Source organism: Amycolatopsis sp. NPDC114484 (genome assembly GCF_055633755.1).
The window spans coordinates 621,426-638,323 of record NZ_JBVKDQ010000001.1; the positions used below are offsets into that span (position 1 = coordinate 621,426).

The 16,898-nt window shown below is 68.3% G+C and carries 16 protein-coding genes; 11 read left to right on the forward strand and 5 right to left on the reverse strand.

What is annotated here, in order from left to right:
- Nucleotides 1-121 precede the first annotated feature (121 nt).
- Genes ACZ7SW_RS03045 through ACZ7SW_RS03080 form a run of 8 tightly spaced genes read left to right on the forward strand, consistent with a single transcriptional unit; the run spans nt 122 to nt 8,436 of the window.
- Nucleotides 122-1,612, forward strand: a complete 1,491-nt coding sequence (locus tag ACZ7SW_RS03045) for an ABC transporter substrate-binding protein (RefSeq protein WP_470228731.1) — start codon at nt 122-124, stop codon at nt 1,610-1,612.
- Nucleotides 1,609-2,553 carry an ABC transporter permease gene (locus ACZ7SW_RS03050; RefSeq protein ID WP_470228732.1) on the forward strand — a complete coding sequence of 315 codons (945 nt, stop codon included), beginning with the start codon at nt 1,609-1,611 and terminating at the stop codon, nt 2,551-2,553. Before ACZ7SW_RS03045 ends, ACZ7SW_RS03050 begins: the two co-directional genes overlap by 4 nt.
- The gene (locus tag ACZ7SW_RS03055; protein ID WP_470228733.1) at nt 2,553-3,368 is read left to right on the forward strand and encodes an ABC transporter permease; all 816 of its coding nucleotides are present in this window, start codon (nt 2,553-2,555) and stop codon (nt 3,366-3,368) included. Before ACZ7SW_RS03050 ends, ACZ7SW_RS03055 begins: the two co-directional genes overlap by 1 nt.
- The gene (locus ACZ7SW_RS03060; RefSeq protein ID WP_470228734.1) at nt 3,365-4,099 is read left to right on the forward strand and encodes an ATP-binding cassette domain-containing protein; all 735 of its coding nucleotides are present in this window, start codon (nt 3,365-3,367) and stop codon (nt 4,097-4,099) included. Before ACZ7SW_RS03055 ends, ACZ7SW_RS03060 begins: the two co-directional genes overlap by 4 nt.
- Nucleotides 4,096-4,863 (forward strand): ABC transporter ATP-binding protein, encoded by a 768-nt coding sequence (locus tag ACZ7SW_RS03065; RefSeq protein ID WP_470228735.1) that lies wholly within the window; start codon nt 4,096-4,098, stop codon nt 4,861-4,863. Before ACZ7SW_RS03060 ends, ACZ7SW_RS03065 begins: the two co-directional genes overlap by 4 nt.
- Nucleotides 4,856-6,280 (forward strand): aldehyde dehydrogenase family protein, encoded by a 1,425-nt coding sequence (locus ACZ7SW_RS03070; RefSeq protein WP_470228736.1) that lies wholly within the window; start codon nt 4,856-4,858, stop codon nt 6,278-6,280. The genes ACZ7SW_RS03065 and ACZ7SW_RS03070 overlap by 8 nt, the downstream gene beginning before the upstream one ends.
- The gene (locus ACZ7SW_RS03075; protein ID WP_470228737.1) at nt 6,277-7,035 is read left to right on the forward strand and encodes an SDR family NAD(P)-dependent oxidoreductase; all 759 of its coding nucleotides are present in this window, start codon (nt 6,277-6,279) and stop codon (nt 7,033-7,035) included. The genes ACZ7SW_RS03070 and ACZ7SW_RS03075 overlap by 4 nt, the downstream gene beginning before the upstream one ends.
- Nucleotides 7,036-7,050: 15 nt before the next feature.
- Nucleotides 7,051-8,436: an amidase gene (locus tag ACZ7SW_RS03080; RefSeq protein ID WP_470228738.1), complete on the forward strand. Its 1,386-nt coding sequence runs from the start codon at nt 7,051-7,053 to the stop codon at nt 8,434-8,436.
- Nucleotides 8,437-8,442: 6 nt separating this feature from the next.
- Here ACZ7SW_RS03080 and ACZ7SW_RS03085 read toward each other — a convergent pair whose 3' ends face one another.
- Complete coding sequence (locus ACZ7SW_RS03085; RefSeq protein ID WP_470228739.1) at nt 8,443-9,192, reverse strand: IclR family transcriptional regulator; 750 nt, start codon at nt 9,190-9,192, stop codon at nt 8,443-8,445.
- 86 nt (nt 9,193-9,278) lie between these two features.
- Between ACZ7SW_RS03085 and ACZ7SW_RS03090 the strand changes: the two genes are divergently transcribed.
- A complete protein-coding gene (locus ACZ7SW_RS03090) occupies nt 9,279-10,601 on the forward strand; it encodes an MFS transporter (protein WP_470228740.1) in 1,323 nt (440 codons plus the stop codon).
- A gap of 13 nt (nt 10,602-10,614) precedes the next feature.
- The gene (locus tag ACZ7SW_RS03095; RefSeq protein ID WP_470228741.1) at nt 10,615-12,015 is read left to right on the forward strand and encodes an acyl-CoA synthetase; all 1,401 of its coding nucleotides are present in this window, start codon (nt 10,615-10,617) and stop codon (nt 12,013-12,015) included.
- 45 nt (nt 12,016-12,060) lie between these two features.
- Here the strand turns inward: ACZ7SW_RS03095 and ACZ7SW_RS03100 are convergent, their stop codons facing one another.
- Genes ACZ7SW_RS03100 through ACZ7SW_RS03115 form a run of 4 tightly spaced genes read right to left on the reverse strand, consistent with a single transcriptional unit; the run spans nt 12,061 to nt 15,810 of the window.
- A complete protein-coding gene (locus ACZ7SW_RS03100; protein WP_470228742.1) occupies nt 12,061-12,732 on the reverse strand; it encodes a DUF4276 family protein in 672 nt (223 codons plus the stop codon).
- A complete protein-coding gene (locus ACZ7SW_RS03105; RefSeq protein WP_470228743.1) occupies nt 12,725-13,843 on the reverse strand; it encodes an AAA family ATPase in 1,119 nt (372 codons plus the stop codon). Before ACZ7SW_RS03105 ends, ACZ7SW_RS03100 begins: the two co-directional genes overlap by 8 nt.
- Before the next feature lie 39 nt (nt 13,844-13,882).
- On the reverse strand, nt 13,883-14,743 hold the full coding sequence (locus ACZ7SW_RS03110) for an HpcH/HpaI aldolase/citrate lyase family protein (protein ID WP_470228744.1): 861 nt from the start codon (nt 14,741-14,743) through the stop codon (nt 13,883-13,885).
- Nucleotides 14,740-15,810 (reverse strand): HpcH/HpaI aldolase/citrate lyase family protein, encoded by a 1,071-nt coding sequence (locus ACZ7SW_RS03115; protein ID WP_470228745.1) that lies wholly within the window; start codon nt 15,808-15,810, stop codon nt 14,740-14,742. Before ACZ7SW_RS03115 ends, ACZ7SW_RS03110 begins: the two co-directional genes overlap by 4 nt.
- Before the next feature lie 419 nt (nt 15,811-16,229).
- On the opposite strand from ACZ7SW_RS03115, the gene ACZ7SW_RS03120 reads away from it, so the two are divergent.
- The gene (locus tag ACZ7SW_RS03120; protein WP_470228746.1) at nt 16,230-16,892 is read left to right on the forward strand and encodes a hypothetical protein; all 663 of its coding nucleotides are present in this window, start codon (nt 16,230-16,232) and stop codon (nt 16,890-16,892) included.
- Nucleotides 16,893-16,898: the final 6 nt, after the last annotated feature.

Sequence of the window (16,898 nt, forward strand, 5' to 3'; positions counted from 1 at the left end):
TCTGCCTTAGGTTACTGGTCAGACCAGTGTACTGGGGCGGAGGCGACGTGGGCTTATCATCGCGACAGCTTGCTCGCGTCGCCGACTGGGTGCGGGTATCCCGCAGGGCACAGGAGGCGGAATGAAAGCCCGGAGCACTGCGGTGGCACTGGCGCTGCTGCTCGTGACGTCCGGCTGCTCGGCAGGCTCCAGCGCGAGTGTTTCCCCAGGTCCGGACACGCTTTCCGTCGGCTACACGGCGGAGCCGGCGAACTTCGACTTCACCCGTTCCGACGGCGTGGCCATCCCGCAGGCGCTGCTCTGCAACGTCTACGAGGGCCTGGTGAAGCTCGATCCGCAGGGCCGGATCGTGCCGCTGCTCGCGAAGTCCTGGACGATCAGCCCGGACCGCAAGACGTACGACTTCCAGCTGCGGCAAGGCGTCAAGTTCAGCAATGGAGCGCCGTTCACTGCCTCCGACGTCCAGTTTTCGCTGATGCGAGTGAAGACCGACTGGACGATCTCGCTCAAATCCGCGATGGATGTAGTGGACCACGTCGAGGTCGTCGCGCCGGATCACGCACGCGTGGTGCTGTCGAAACCCAGCAACGGCTGGCTGTTCAGCCTCACCAGCCGGCTCGGCGCGATGTTCAGCCCCACCGGCGTCGCGGATCTGGCGAACCATCCGGTCGGCACCGGACCGTACGAGGTGGCTTCGCGCCGGCGTGGCGATTCCATTGTGCTGCGCGAGAATCCGCGGTACTGGGGACGGAAACCGGCGTATCGCACGGTCGTGCTCAAGTACTTCGCCGATCCGACCGCACTCAACAACGCTTTGCTGTCCAACGGAATCGACGTGATCTCTAACCTCACGTCGGCCGATTCGATCCCGCAGTTCCAGGGCGACGACCGGTTCACCGTGCAGCAGGGCACCACGAACAGCGAGGTCACGCTGGCGTTCAACGGCCGTCGCGCGCCGCTGAACGACGTGCGCGTCCGCCGTGCGCTCACCTACGCCATCGATCGAAAAGCCGTGCTGGACCTGGTTTTCAGCGGTCGCGGCACGCTCATCGGCAGCATGGTTCCGCCCACCGACCCGTGGTACGAGGATCTGTCGAAGGTCTACTCGTACGATCCGGCGAAGGCGAAGCAGCTTCTCGCCGAGGCAGGCGTGCATGATCTCAAGCTGCGGCTGCGGATTCCGAACCTTCCCTACGCGGTGTCGGCCGCGCAGGTCGTGCAATCACAGCTGGCGGACATCGGCGTCACCGTGACGATCGAGCCGCTCGACTTCCCGGCGGTGTGGCTCAAGCAGGTCTTCACCGACCACGACTTCGACCTGTCGATCATCCAGCACGTCGAAGCCCGCGACATCTCGACGTTCGGGAAACCCAAGTACTACTGGGGTTACGACAGCAAGCGCGTGCAGCAGCTGCTCGCCGCGGCGGACAGCGGCACGCCGCAGGAGCAGGTGAACGACATGAAGGAGGTCGCGCGGCAGCTGAACACCGACGCGGCCGCGGACTGGCTGTTCCTGTTCCCGAACGTCGTGGTCGCCAAGAAGAAGGTGACCGGACTCGCGCGCAACCAGGTCAGCGAATCCTTCGACCTGACCGCGGTGAGGCCGGCATGACCGCGCGCGTGCTGCGGCGGGTGGCCGTGTTCGCGGTGAGCCTGTTCGTGGCGTCCATCGTGGTGTTCCTGTTCATGGCGGTGCTGCCGGGCGATCCGGCGCAGGTCGCGCTCGGCGTGAACGCGACGCCGGAGCTGCTCGCGAAGACCCGCGCCGAATTCGGCATCGACCGGCCGCTGATCGAGCAGTACCTGAGCTGGATGGGCGGGGTCCTGCGCGGAGACTTCGGCCGGTCGTACGTCACGCGCGAGGCGATCAGCCCGCAGCTGGTGGACCGGCTCGGGGTCACGTTGTGGCTGGTCGGCGCGGGAATGATCGTCGCGCTGGTGATCGCCCTGCCCGCTGGCGCGTTCGCCGCGGTGCGGCACCGGAAGGCCAGCGGCGTCGCGGTTTCCGGATTGTCGCAGGTCGGCGTCGCGATCCCGGCGTTCCTCGCGGGCATCATCCTGGTACAGATTTTCGCCGTCCAACTGCGCTGGCTGCCGAGCGGCGGATGGACGCCACCGGACCAGGACGCGGGCGAATTCCTGCGTGGGCTGATCCTCCCGGCGTTGTCGCTCGGTCTGGTGCAGGGCGCGGTGCTCACGCGCTACGTCCGCTCGGCCGTGCTCGACACGCTCGGCCAGGACTACCTCCGCACCGCCCGTTCCAAGGGCTTGTTGCCTGGTCAGGCTCTGTTCCGGCATGGGTTGCGCAACGCGTCCGTCCCGGTGGTCACGGTGCTTGGCCTGCAGTTGACGACACTGCTGATCGGGGCGGTCGTGGTGGAGCGGGTATTCGTGCTGCCGGGGCTCGGCAGCATGCTGCTGGACGCGGTCGCGCAGCGCGATTTGCTGACTGTGCAAGGGATCGTGCTGGTGCTGGTGGCCGGGGTGCTGCTGGTGAACTTCGTGGTCGACGTGCTCTATTCGGTGCTCGACCCGAGACTGCGGGGGTCCTGATGCGCCGCAACGGAAATCTCCTGCTCGGCGGGACGCTGGTCGCGCTCGTCGTGCTGGCCGCGCTGGTGTCGTTCGTCTGGACGCCGTACGACCCGGTACAGGTCAACGCGGCGGACCGGTTGCTCGGCTTCTCGACCGAGCATCTTTTCGGCACAGATAAATTCGGCCGAGACGTCTTCAGCCAGATCCTCGTGGGCGCGCGGACCACGCTGTACGTCGGCATCGTCGCGGTCGGCATCGCCGCGGTGATCGGCACTCCGCTGGGCGTGCTGGCGGCGATGGCTCCGCGGTGGCTCGGCGAATTCGTGATGCGGGCGAACGACCTGGTCCTCGCGTTTCCCGCGCTGCTGCTGGCGATCATGTTCGGCGCGGTGTTCGGCGCGGACACGCTCACCGCGATGGCCGCCATCGGCATCGCGACCATCCCGTCGTTCGCCCGGATCGCGCGCTCCGGGTCGCTGCAGGTGATGAGCAGCGAATACGTGCTGGCCGCCCGGGCCGGCGGCCGGTCGCGGACGCGGATCGCCTGGGCGCACGTGCTGCCGAACATCGGCGGGTTGCTGATCGTGCAGGCTTCGGTGTCGTTCGCGATCGCGGTGCTCGCCGAAGCGGCGTTGTCGTTCCTCGGCTTCGGCACGCGGCCGCCGACGCCGTCGTGGGGCCGGATGCTGCAGGAATCGCAGGAACTGCTCACTTCACAGCCGCGGCTCGCGTTGGTGCCCGGTGTCGCGATCGCGTTGGCAGTGCTCGGATTCAACCTTCTCGGCGACGGTCTGCGCGACCGTCTCGACCCCCGATTGGCGGCGCGAGGATGACGCTGACGGTGGAAAACCTGCGGGTCGCGGACCTCGTGCGCGGGGTTTCGTTCGAGTTGGGCGCGGGCGAGCGGGTCGGGTTGATCGGCGAATCCGGGTCCGGGAAATCGCTCACCGCGCTGTCGGTGCTGGGCCTGTTGCCGGAAGAACTTTCGGCCACCGGCTCGGTGCGGCTGGATGGCCGAGAACTGCTCGGTGCGTCCGAGAAGGAGCTGTCCCGGTTGCGCGGCAACGGGATGGCGATGGTGTTCCAGGAACCGATGACCGCACTGAACCCGGCGATGCGGATCGGACGGCAGGTCACCGAGCCGTTCCGGGTACACGGCCGTCGGGGGCGGCCGGCGGAGGAACTGCTGGCCGCGGTCGGGTTGCCGGGGGTCGCGCGGGCGTATCCGCATCAGCTGTCCGGCGGGCAGCGGCAGCGGGTGGTGCTCGCGATCGCGCTGGCCAACGACCCGGCGCTGCTGATCTGCGACGAGCCGACCACTGCGCTGGACGTCACCGTGCAGGCGCAGATTCTGGCGCTCATCAGGCAGCGGCTGTCGGCGGAGAGCTCGCTGCTGTTCATCACGCACGATCTGGCGGTGGTGGCGCAGATGTGCGACCGGGTGCTGGTGATGCTCGACGGGTCCATTGTGGAGCATGGTTCGACGCGGGACGTTTTGACCGCGCCGCAGCATGCCTACACACAACGGTTGCTTGCCGCTTCCGACCTGGAGGGCGCGCGATGATCTCCGTACGGGACCTGGAACGGCGGTACTCGAGGCGGAACGTGCATGCGTTGCGCGGCGTGAGTTTCGATGTCTCCACTGGCGAGCGGTTCGGGATCGTCGGCGAATCCGGCTCCGGGAAGTCCACCTTGGTGCGCTTGCTCGCCGCCTTGGACCGGCCGACTGCGGGCACCGTGTCGTTCCAAGACCAGCGGATCGACTCGCTGCCTGAACGGAAACTGCGGTTCCTGCGCCGTGAAATGCAGATCGTGTTCCAGGATCCGATGGGCTCGCTCGACCCGCGGATGCGGGTGCGGGACATCGTGTCCGAACCGCTCGGCCGCCGCTCGCCGGAGCGGGTGGCCGAACTGCTGACCGCCGTCGGACTGCCCGAGGACGCGGCGATGCGGTACCCGCACCAGTTCTCCGGTGGGCAACGGCAGCGGATCTCGATCGCTCGCGCGCTCGCGCCGAATCCGAGCGTGCTGATCGCGGACGAACCGGTGAGCGCGCTGGACGTTTCGGTGCGCGCGCAGATCCTGGACCTGCTGGCCCGGCTGGTGGACGAGTTCTCGCTGACGTTGATTCTCGTCTCGCACGACCTCGGCGTGGTCCGGCACGTATGTGATCGCGTGGCGGTGATGCGGCGCGGGGAGATCGTGGAAATCGGTGCGGTCGAACAGGTTTACGCCGCGCCGGAGCACGAGTACACCCGGGAACTGCTGGGCGCCGCGCCGAATCTGCGGACCGAGCTGGCCCGGTTGAAGGGAGAAACGGATGCCTGACTACCCGGACGGCCTGCCGATTGGTCCCGACTGGGTGTCCACAGTGGATACTGCCGACGTGGTTTTTCCGTATGACGGCAGAGTGATCGGCACCGCGCCGGTCGGCACTGTTGCGCTGGCTTCGCGTGCTGTTGATGAGGCGGTGGCAGTGGCTCGCGAGGTCGCTTCGCTGCCGTCGCGGACTCGGCGGACGTTGTTGAACGACGTGGCCTCGGCCGTGCGCGAACGTCGGGCGGAGTTTGAGCAGTTGCTCGTGCTGGAGACTGGAAAACCGCTGGTCGACTGCCAGGTCGAGGTCGCGCGCACGATCGTCACCTGGGAAGCCGCGGCCGAGGAAGTGTCGCGGCTGCACGGCGAAACCGTTCCGCTCGATCTGCTGCCGTCCGGCGACGGGTTGGTGGGGTTCTGGAAGCGCAAGCCGATCGGTGTGGTCGTCGGCATCGCCGGGTTCAACTACCCGCTGCTGCTGGCGTCGCACAAGATCGCGCCCGCGATCGCGGCTGGCTGCCCGGTGGTGGTCAAGCCCGCGCCGCAAACTCCGTTGGCGACGCTGTGGCTGGTGCACTTGGTCCGTTCGCTGACCGATCTTCCCGCGATGGTTCAGCTGGTCACCGGCGACGCTTCGGTCGGATCGGCGCTGGTCACGGACCGACGGATCGGCGCGGTCTCGTTCACTGGCTCGGCCGCCGTCGGCCATCAGATCGCCCGCGACGCCGCGCCCACGAAGACCTTGCTGGAGTTGGGCTCGAACGCGGCACTGGTGGTCGCGGAGGACGCTGACCTCGATGCCGCCGCAGACGCTGTGCTGCGCGGCGGGTACTACGCGTCCGGACAGGCCTGTATTTCCGTACAACGCGTGCTGGCAGTGTCGTCCGTGGCTGCGGAGTTCACCGACAGGGTGCTCGCCCGGATCGGCGAAGTGACCATCGGTGACCCGCGTTCCCCGGAGACGAGAGTGTCCGCGCTGATCGACGAACGCTCGACCGCCCGGGTCGCCGAATGGGTCGACAAAGCGATCGCGGCAGGCGCTCGGCTGCTGGCCGGTGGTTCGGTGCGGGACGGGGTGATGGAGCCGACGGTGCTCGCGGACGTCCCGGACGGCGTCGAATGCTGGGACGAGGAGATCTTCGGCCCGGTCGTCTGCCTGCGCACAGTGTCCGATGTGGACGAAGCGTTCACCGCGGTCAACGCGTCGCGGTACGGCTTGCACGCGAGCGTGTACAGCCGCTCGCTGAAGACCGCGTTCCGGGCGCTGGACGAGCTGGAGGTCGGCGGGGTGGTGGTGAACGAGGTGCCGGGTTTCCGGTCCGACACGATGCCCTACGGCGGGGTCAAAGACTCCGGGATCGGCCGCGAGGGGCCGCGATTCGCCGTCGAAGAGCTGACTGTGACCAGGATGGCGGTGCTGCGCCCGTGAACTACGCCGGACTGTTCCGAATGGACGGTCGCCGGGCCGTCGTGCTCGGCGCGGGCAGCGGGATCGGCCGCGAAGCCGCCCGAGCGTTGGACGCGCACGGCGCGTCGGTGATCTGCGCGGACCGTGACGTCGCCGCCGCCCGGGAGACCGGCGTCGGCGAGGCGTACGAGATCGACCTGCTCGCGCCCGGTGCCATCGCTGCCGCCGCCAGCGACTTGGGCCCGCTGGACGCCGTCGTGCTGACCGCCGCCACCAACGTCCGGAAACGCCTGCTGGACTACACCCGCGAAGAGTTCGACCGCGTGGTGGAGCTGAATCTGGGCGTCGCCTTCGAAGTGCTGCGCGCGTTCGGCGCACCGATGGTCGCGCAGGGCCGGGGAAGCATCATCGGCTTCTCCTCAATCCGCGGCACCACCGTCGAACCCGGCCAAGGCCCGTACGCAGCAACGAAAGGCGGCTTAGTGCAGCTCTTCCGCACTGCCGCCGCAGAGTTCGGACCGTCCGGCGTACGCGTCAACGCCATCGCCCCAGGCGTCGTAGAGACACCCTTGACCGCACAGATCAAAGCGCGCCCCGATTGGTACGACGCCTACGCCCAGAAGGGCGCCCTCGGCCGCTGGGCGCGCGCCGACGAACTGGCCGGCGCCGTCGTGTACCTCGCTTCGGACGCTTCGACCTTCGTCACCGGCTCCGTCCTGGCTGTTGACGGTGGCTGGACCGCAGTCGACGGCCGCTTTGACCCACCCGCTTCGTGAATCGGAGGTTCCGCGATGACCGAATTGGCCGACCTGACCGCTAACGAGCTGGTAGCCGGGTACCGCGCACAGACGTTCTCGCCGGTCGAAGTCACCGAAGCCGTCCTCGCGCGCATCGATGCCCGCGAACCCGAACTGCGCGCCCTGTACGCGTACGACGCCGCTTCAGCCCGCGAAGCAGCGAAGGCGTCCGAAGCACGCTGGCACGCTAACGAACCCTCCGGTCCCATCGACGGCGTCCCGTTGACCCTGAAGGAAAACATCGCCTCCGTAGGCGTCCCCACGCCTCTCGGCACCGCTGCCACCACCCTGACCCCCGCCGCTGCCGACGCTCCCGCCGCAGCCCGCGTACGCGAGTCAGGCGCAGTACTGCTGGCAAAGACGACCATGCCCGACTACGGCATGCTCACCTCTGGCCTCTCAAGCTTCCACGCCGCTTCGCGCAACCCGTGGGACGTCACGCGCACCCCCGGCGGCTCCAGCGCCGGAGCCGCCTCCGCAGCCGCCGCGGGCTACGGCCCCTTGCACGTAGGCACCGACATCGGCGGCTCGATCCGCCTCCCCGCCGGTTGGTGCGGTCTGGTCGGCCTGAAACCCAGCTTCGGCCGCGTACCAGTCGACCCGCCGTTCCTCGGCCGCGTCGCCGGCCCCCTGACCAGGACCGTCGCCGACACCGCCCTGCTGATGAGCGTCCTGGCCCAACCCGATCCGCGCGACCACCTCAGCCTGCCGCCCGCCTCGATCGACTGGCTCTCCCTGACCGGTTCCCTCGACGGTCTACGCGTCGGCCTGCAACTGGACCCCGGCGTCGGCCTCCCCGTCGACCCCGCCGTCGCCGACGCGGTCACCGCAGCCGCCGCCCTGTTCGCCAAGGCAGGCGCGGTCGTGGAACCCGTCTCCCCATTCCTGACCCGCGAACACCTGGACGGCCTGGACACCTTCTGGCGAGTCCGCGCCTGGTCCGACATGGCCGCCCTGACCGAGGACCAGCGCGCGCAAGTCCTGCCCTACATCGCGGATTGGGCGGCCGGGGGAGCGGATGCGTCCGGTGTGGACACTTATCGAGGCTTCGCCGCCATCGACGCGATCAGCGTGGCCGCCTTGCGCGCGACCGAACCGTACGACGTGGTCCTCTCTCCGACCTGCCCCGTCCTGCCGCCGCCCGCGGACTGGCCGTCCCCGACGAACGACCCGACGCGGCCGTTCGAGCACATCGCTTTCACCGTGCCGTACAACATGTCCGGTCAGCCCGCGGTGTCGGTGAACTGCGGTTACACCCCCGAGGGGCTGCCGATCGGGTTGCAGATCGCGGGTCGGCGATTCGCGGACCTGGAGGTGCTGCGAACCGCGGCGGCCTTCGAGGAGCTGCGCGGGGAACAGCGCCCCTGGCCGGTCAGCTGAGCGGCCTCAGAACGAAAGGAACCGCTCGATCTCCGCTTTCGCGGCGATGGCCTTCTCGCCATACGTCGCGTAGAGGTCAGGGGTCAGTCTCGTCGTCGGCCCGGAAATGCTGAAACAACCGCAGGTCTCGCCGTCCGCCGTCTTGAGCGCGACGGCGACCGCGGCGATGCCTTCGTGGAGTTCTTCGTTGGTGACCGCGTAGCCGCGCCGCCGGATCTCCGCGACTTCCCGTCGGATGACGTCGGGGTCGGTGACGGTGTGGTCGTTGACCTTGCGAAGACCGTTGTGCAGGAAGGATTCGACGGCCGCGTCGTCCAGTGAAGCCAGGTACGCCTTGCCGTTCGACGCCGCGTGCAGCGGAAGCCGCGTGCCCAGCTGGAGAAACGCGCGGAGCTGATGCGGGCTGTCGAGCCGCTCGATCAGCACCATCGCGTCGTCATCGGGGACCGTCAGGTGGATGGTTTCGCGGGTGTCGCTTTGCAGCCGGCTCAGTACCGGGAGCGCGATCTCGCGCAGCCGGGGCCCGGAGCTGACCGCGCTGCCGATGCTGAACGCCTTCCCGGTGATCACCCACCGGCCGTCCCCGCTCGGCTCCGGCCGGACCCAGCCCGCGTCGGCGAGCGTCTTCAGGCATCGCTGCACGGTGCTCTTGGGAATCTCGAGCCGTCGCGCGAGGTCGCTCAACCCGGCGGGTTGCGCAGCGGCGACCGCCTCGAACACCCGTAACGCAGTGAGCACGCTGTTCACGTTCGCCACCCCTTGACCTTCGGTGATCCCGTTCATACGCTACCGGTCCACATAGTAGTCCATCGGTCCGCATTGTGGACCACAGTGAGGTGGTCATGACAACGATCAAGGAAGCCGACGGGGAACGGTCCCGCGGCGGTCAGGCGGACCCGGGTCCGCCGGTCCGGATGAACCGCGCCCAGCGCAACGCGTTCTGGGGCTCCTTCGGCGGCTGGGCGATGGACGGGTTCACGCTCGCGATGTTCGGCCTGGTGCTCGCGCCCACGCTGAGCGAACTGCTCCCGCCGTCCGGCATCACCCCGGACGTCGCGAACATCGGTTTCTACGGTCAGCTCAGCGGCGCGCTGTTCCTGGCCGGATGGGGTTGCTCCTTCATCTGGGGCCCGATCGCGGACCGCTTCGGCAGGCGGCCGGCGATGATCGGCAGCATCCTGCTGTTCTCGGTGTTCACCGCGCTGGCCGGGTTTTCGACGAACGTGTGGGCCTGGATGGCGTTCCGGTTCCTGTGCGCGGTCGGGATCGGCGGCGAATGGGCGATGGCGGCCACGCTGGTCGCGGAGGCCGTTCCCGAGCGGCTTCGCGTCAAGCTCGGCGGGGTGCTGCATTCGGCCAACTACGTCGGCCAGCTGCTGACGGCCGTGATCTTCCTGGCGTTCGGCCAGCAGCTCGGCTGGCGCGGCCTGTTCCTGCTGGGCATCGTGCCCGCGCTGCTGGTCCTGTTCATCCGGCGGAACACGAAGGAACCGGAAAAGTGGGCGGCACAGGCCGAAACGGCCCGGCGGACGTCGTTGCTCGCCCCGCTGCGCAACATCATGAGCCGCGGCTACCGGCGGCGGACCATCGGCAATTTGCTGCTGCTCGGAGCCTGCGTGATCGGCCTGTGGGCCACCGCCACCTACGTGCCGACCGCGGTGACGGCGCTCGCCAAGGAGACCGGCGTGAGCCACGGTCCCCAGCTGGCCAGCCTCGCGGCCGCGATCTCGGCGATCTTCACGGTCATCGGTTGCATCGGCACGCCGTGGCTCGCCGACAAGCTCGGCCGACGGGGCGCGCTGGCGCTGTTCTTCGCGCTGATGGCGGTCGGCATCATCGGGACCTACGGCATCGCCTACCCGCTGGAAAACCTGCCGCTGCTTTTCGTGTTCCTGCCGGTCCTCGGCCTCGGCGGAGCGAACTTCGCGGTGTTCACCGTGTGGCTGCCCGAGCAGTACCCGACGTTGTTCCGGGCCACCGCGTTCGCGTTCACCACCACGATCTCCCGCTGGTTCGCGGCGGTCGGCACGTTCGTGCTCGGCGTCGCGATCCGCGAACTGGGTTCGCTCGCCGTGCCGCTGGCGTCCACCGCCGTCGTGTTCGTCGTCGGCCTGCTGCTGCTCCCGCTGGTCCCCGAGACCCGCAACAAACCCCTGCCCGAGTGAGGACGAAAAACCAGTGAAGGACACCAATCAGCCGCCCCTGCTGACCGCCTTGGCGACCGCTTCCGCCGACGGTCCGTTCGTCCGGGTCGGCGATTCCTCGATGTCGCTCGACGAGCTGCGCGGGGCCGCCGCCGCGGTCGCGGACCGGATCGCCGGAACCCACCGCGTCGCCGTCAACGCGACCGCGAGCCTGGAGACGATCGTCGCTGTGGTGGGCTGCCTGACCGCGGGCGTGCCCGCCGTCCCGATCCCGCCGGACTCGGGCCCGGCCGAGCGACGGCACGTCCTGGCCGACTCCGGCGTCGAGCTCTGGCTGGGCGACACGCCGGGCGACGTCGGACTCCCGGTCGTGCCGGTCGATGTCTCGGCGCGGTCTGCGAAGAGCTATCCCGAACCAACCGCCGAAAGCACGGCGTTGATCGTCTACACGTCGGGTACGACCGGAGCGCCGAAGGGCGTCGTGCTCTCGCGCTCGGCCATCGCCGCGTGCTTGGACGCGCTGAGCGAGATGTGGGGCTGGACCGCCGAAGACACCTTGGTGCACGGGCTTCCGTTGTTCCATGTTCACGGGTTGGTGCTCGGCGTCCTCGGCGCGTTGCGAATCGGCTCACCGCTCACGCATACCGTGCGACCGAAGCCCGCGGCCTACGCGGAAGCGCGGGGCTCGCTGTACTTCGGAGTTCCGACCGTGTGGTCCCGGGTGTGCGCCGAGCCGTCCGCCGCACGAGCGCTGGGATCCGCGCGATTGCTCGTGTCGGGAAGCGCGCCGCTGCCCAAGCCGGTCTTCGAAAAACTGGCCGGGCTCACCGGGTCCGCGCCCGTCGAACGCTACGGGATGAGCGAAACGCTGATCACCCTCAGCACCCGGCACGACGGCGAGCGGCGGCCGGGCTGGGTCGGCACCGCGCTGCCCACTGTCCAAACGCGACTGTGCGATGACCGGGGACAACCGGTTCCGCGCGACGGGGAGAGCCTCGGGCAGCTTCAGGTGACCGGACCGACGCTCTTCGACGGATATCTGGGTCTGCCGGGCAAGACCGCGGAGTCGTTCACCGAGGACGGCTGGTTCCGCACCGGCGACATCGCCGTCGCCGACGCGAGCGGATTCCACCGGATCGTGGGACGGGAATCGGTCGACCTGATCAAATCGGGTGGCTATCGCATCGGCGCGGGGGAAGTGGAACAAGCGCTGCTGGCCCACCCCGGCGTGCGGGAAGCGGCGGTGGTCGGGGTTCCCGACGACGACCTCGGGCAGCGAATCGTCGCCTACGTGGTCGGAGACGGCCTCGACAGCACCGCGGTGACGGATTTCGTCGCCGGGACCTTGTCCGTCCACAAGCGACCGCGTGAAGTGCGGATCTTGGAATCCTTGCCGCGCAACGCGATGGGGAAGGTGCGGAAGAATCTGCTCTGAGCTTCGAGTACGGCGGCGAGGTATTCGTCGCCGCACTCGGCCTCGCTACTTCGCCCCTCGCTCCTCAAGCTTGCTCAACCAGGCGTCGAAATGCGGGCACTGGCTTCTCAACCCGGCGACGCCAAGCTCGGCGACAGCCAACGGACCTTCGATCACTTTCTGGTAGCCCGCGCAGTACTGGAGGAGGCGTTTGGAAGTTGCCGTCTTCGCGCCGCCATTGACCAGTTCCGGGCCTCCGGCAGCATCGCAGTCGGCGCGGAGGCGTTCGGCCAGTTCAGGCTCGCCTCTCAGATCGCTCAGCTGATCAGCGGCGGCGAACACCCACGATTCGAGTTCATGCAGGACCAGATGCGGGAGAAAACGCCGGTCTGGAATGGCTGCCGCGATCTCGCGTTCAACGTGCTCCACCTGGATCTCGGCCGAGCCCGCCGGAAGGCTGGAAACCCCCGGTGCGTCGGCGGGAAAGCCGTAGAAGTCGAAGATCGTGGTCAGGGTGGTGAGCGACTTCTGTCCGAGCAGGTTCTGGATCTCCCGGCGAATCTTCGCCCAGGAGGAAACCCCGCCGCGGTGCGTGATGGACGTGGTTTGCGTTCGTACGATCGACACGTCGACCCTGGCCCAGCCAGCCTCGCACAAATGACCTTCCAGGAGTTCGCGCGCGACCGTCAGCTCCGACTGCCCTTCGACCAGCAGGTGAAGGCGTTTGCGGTCAGTCATTCAGGACGCTGCCCGTCGAACCGGGCTGTCCGCCGATGAGGTTCTTCTCCCACAGTTCGCCAAGCGAGTAATCCTCGAGCCACGTGCGCAACGCCTCGGGGTTCGGCTTCGCGAAGGAAGAACTGCCGTCGTGTTGTTCGACCACGATGAGGTCGTCGACGGTGAACTGGTTCATGAGGGTGACCGATTGGGTGGCGATCAGCACCTGGCTTTGTGCCGCTGCGCTCCGGAGCAGATCTGCCAGCACCACGATCGCGTAGGGGTGCAAACCCAGCTCCGGTTCGTCCAGCACGACCAGGCCGGGAAGCTGTGGCTGCATCAGCAAGGTGGCCAGGCAGACGAACCGCAGCGTTCCGTCGGACATCTGCTCGGCCGAGAAGACCCCGTCGAGGTCTTGGTGGGTCCAGCGGAGCCTTATCCGGTCGGTTCCGTATTCGTCGTCGAGAACGAAGTCTTTGAAAAAGGGGGCGACCAGCCGAATTGTGCTGGTGATACGACGGTAAGCCGCTTTGTCCTCCGGCCGCTCGCTTCGTTGCAGCCGTAGGAGTACAGGCGCGAGATTGGCGGCGTCGTCCCGGAGGGCGAGGTTGTCCGCGGTCGGGGCTTGCCGCTTGACCGGGGCGTCCCGGCTGGTGTCGTCGAAGTGATAGACCCGGCAGCCCTTGAGCACCGTGTGAATGAGTTCCGCGGCCTCGTCGTGCTCACTGAGAGCGTGCTCGATCCGGGACTCCCGGTGCCCCTGGCCGAGTTCACGTCGGTACGGCGATTCGGGAGTGACGCTGCTGATCTCCTCCAGATCGAAGATCAGCTCGTCGTTGGCCGCGGGCATGAGCCGGACGCGGTAGTTCGCTGGCCACATGTCCAGAGCCAGCTCAATGCGAGACAGGGCGCTTCCTTTGCAGCCCATTTCGGCAGCCCCGCCATTGAGCCCGACATGCAGCCCGAGGTCGCCGTCGACAATGCTGCTCAGCAAGCCCAGTGCCTGGATGAAGTTGCTTTTGCCCGCGCCGTTTGCGCCGACCAGCACGTTCAGGCTGCCGAGCGGCACCCGTGCCGAACGGATCGAGGTGAACCCCTCGATGGTGATCGCGTTGAGCGAGTGCCGAGCCATGCGCACACTCTACGGCTGCTCCCCGGCGATCGGCCCGGGTCACTTCGCCCCGATCGCCTCCGCCAACGCCAGCACCCGCCGGGCGTTCTCGACGTGGAGGTTCTCGATCATCCGCCCGTCCACCGTCACCACACCGCGTCCCTCGGCCGAAGCCTCCTCGAACGCCGCGATGATCCGCTTGGACCGGTCGATCTCCTCCTCCGAAGGCGCGAAGACGCGGTTACACGGCTCCACCTGCGAAGGATGGATCAATGTCTTCCCGTCGAACCCGTACTGCCGTCCCTGCAAGCATTCCGCCTCGAAGCCTTCGGCGTCCTTGACGTCGTTGTAGACCCCGTCCAGGATCACCTTCCCGGTCGCGCGGGCGGCCAGCAGGCACAGCGAAAGCCCGCCCAGCAACGGTCCCCGGCCCGGTACGAACTCCGCGTGCAGTTCCTTGGCCAGGTCGTTCGTGCCCATCACCAGCACGGTCAACCGTTCCGACGCCCCCGCGATCTCCTCCGCGTGCAGCATCGCGACCGGCGTCTCCACCATCGCCCAGATCTTCGTGTGCTCCGGCGCTCCGCCAAGCTCCAGCGCACGCTCGATGTTGTGCACCTCGGCGGCGGAGTTCACCTTCGGCACCACCACCGCAGCGGGACCGGCGGCAGCCGCGGCGCGCAGGTCGGCGTCGTGCCATTCGGTGTCCAGGCCGTTGACCCGGATCGTCACCTCGCGCGAGCCATAAGAGGAAACAGCCGCGCAGACCCGCTCGCGCGCGGCTTCCTTCGCATCAGGGGCGACGGCGTCTTCCAAGTCCAGGATCAACGCGTCGGCAGGCAGTGTCTTCGCCTTCTCCAGCGCGCGTTCGTTCGCACCGGGCATGTACAGCACGGACCGCCGCGGGCGCAGTTCGGTCATGACTGGATCTCCTTCGTCGCGGCGTCGTACGCGGCGGCCAGTTCGGGGTCGGTGGCGGCCAGCTCGTCAGCCAGTTCCACGACCACCCGGCACTGCTTGACCGAGGCGTCGTCCTGCATTTTCCCGTCGATCATCACCGCGCCGGTGCCGTCGCCCATCTCGGCGATCACGCGCCGGGCCCAGGCCACATCGGCGGGGGACGGCGAGAACACCTTCTTGGCGATGGCGATCTGCACCGGGTGCAGGCTCCACGCGCCGACGCAGCCGAGCAGGAACGCGTTGCGGAACTGGTCCTCGCACGCCACCACGTCGCGGATGTCGCCGAACGGTCCGTAGTACGGAAGGATCCCGTTCATCGCACACGCGTCGACCATCCGCGCGACCGTGTAGTGCCACAGGTCCTGCTGATACGTCGAGCGGCCCTCGTTGAGGTCCTCGCCGACCGGGTCGGTGCGCACCAGATAACCCGGGTGACCGCCGCCGACGCGGGTCGTCTTCATCCGGCGGCTCGCGGCCAGGTCGGCCGGGCCCAGCGAGATGCCCTGCATGCGCGGCGAGGCGCCGGCGATCTCCTCGACGTTCGCCACGCCGCTCGCCGTTTCCAGGATCGCGTGCACCAGCAGCGGTTTCGTCAGCCCGGCCCGCGCTTCCAGCTGCGCCAGCAACCGGTCGACGTAGTGAATGTCCTGCGCGCCTTCGACCTTCGGGATCATGATCACGTCGAGCTTGTCGCCGATCTCGGTGACAAGGGTGATCAGGTCGTCGAGCACCCACGGCGAATCGAGGCTGTTCACCCGCGTCCACAGCTGCGTGCGGCCGAAGTCGGTCGCCTTCGCGATCGACACCAGCCCGGCGCGCGCGGCTTCCTTGCGGTCCGCGCGGACGGCGTCCTCCAGGTTGCCCAGCAGCACGTCGGTCTTCTTCGCGAGGTCAGGGACCTTCGCGGCCATCTTTTCGTTGCCCGGATCGAAAAAGTGGATCATGCGCGACGGCCGCACCGGGATCTGCCGCGGCGGCTGCGGCGCTCCGACGGCGAGCGGGGCGAAGAAGTCCTTCGGCGAGCGCATCCTGGTCCTCCCGGCGGGTACTTGACCGACGGGTAACCCTAAACCGGAGGGCCGAACCCCCGCTGCGGCGAAGCTCACCCGCCATCCGGGTGACGCCCGTGACCAGCGGAAGTCCAGTGCGCCACCCGATCGATTAGGTCGATCGGAGTAAGACACTGCGCCGCCTGCCCCGCCCCGCGCGGGGTGCCGCGACACCCAGGGGACGCGCTCCGTGCGCACCACTCACCCCCGTCTCACTCGGTTGGCCGCACGGTCGGGCTGAAGTCGAATGACCGCCCACCGACCGGTCACCGACCGCTGAGCGCCGCCGATCGCACGCGGTAACGCAACCCGGAGACCTCGCACCTTTGCCCTGGTACTCAGTTCATGTACCGGTTTTCGCCGGTACACGGGAACAGGTGCTTGAAGGAGGCGGACTCGTGGCGGCTACCCCACAGAACACCGAGCGCTCGACGGTCGCCGGCGGTGCGAAGCGCAGCCGGACGACGGCGAGCCGGGTGCTGCCGCCGATCGAGCTCCCCGCGAGCGTCGACGAGCTGGCGCGCAAGGCCGCGGCCCTTCTGGGCTGGAACGGCGTCGTGCTGCCCGCGACGACTCTGCTCGGCCGCAAGGTCAGCATCGTCGCGAAGCTCAAGACCGACGTGCACGCGGAGCGGATCGCGATGGGTGTCGGTCCCGTCGCCGATCGCGCCCTCGTCGACACCTGGACCTGGCCAGAGCTGGCCGCGACCGCACCCGCGCCGGCCGCCGAGATCATCGGCGTCCTCGCGGTCGCCCGGCACTGGCGGACCGCGATGGCCTCCGCGGTGCCCTTTTCGCGCTACGGCGAGGCCGCGATGGTGCTCCCATCGCCTGCCGTGCTGACGGATGACTACGTGACGAACTGCCTGCCGCGCGCCCGCGCCTACGGCCTCGCCGTCGTCACCGCCGACCCGTACGCCACCGCCGACCTCGACCTCGACGCCCACCACGACCGGGTGCTGCTGCAGGAGGACCCGGTTTCGCGCTGGGTCAACGAGATGGCCTACGACCTGCTGCTGCGCGAGGACTCCGACGCCCCAGTCCCCGCCGAGGCGGACTGAGGCACC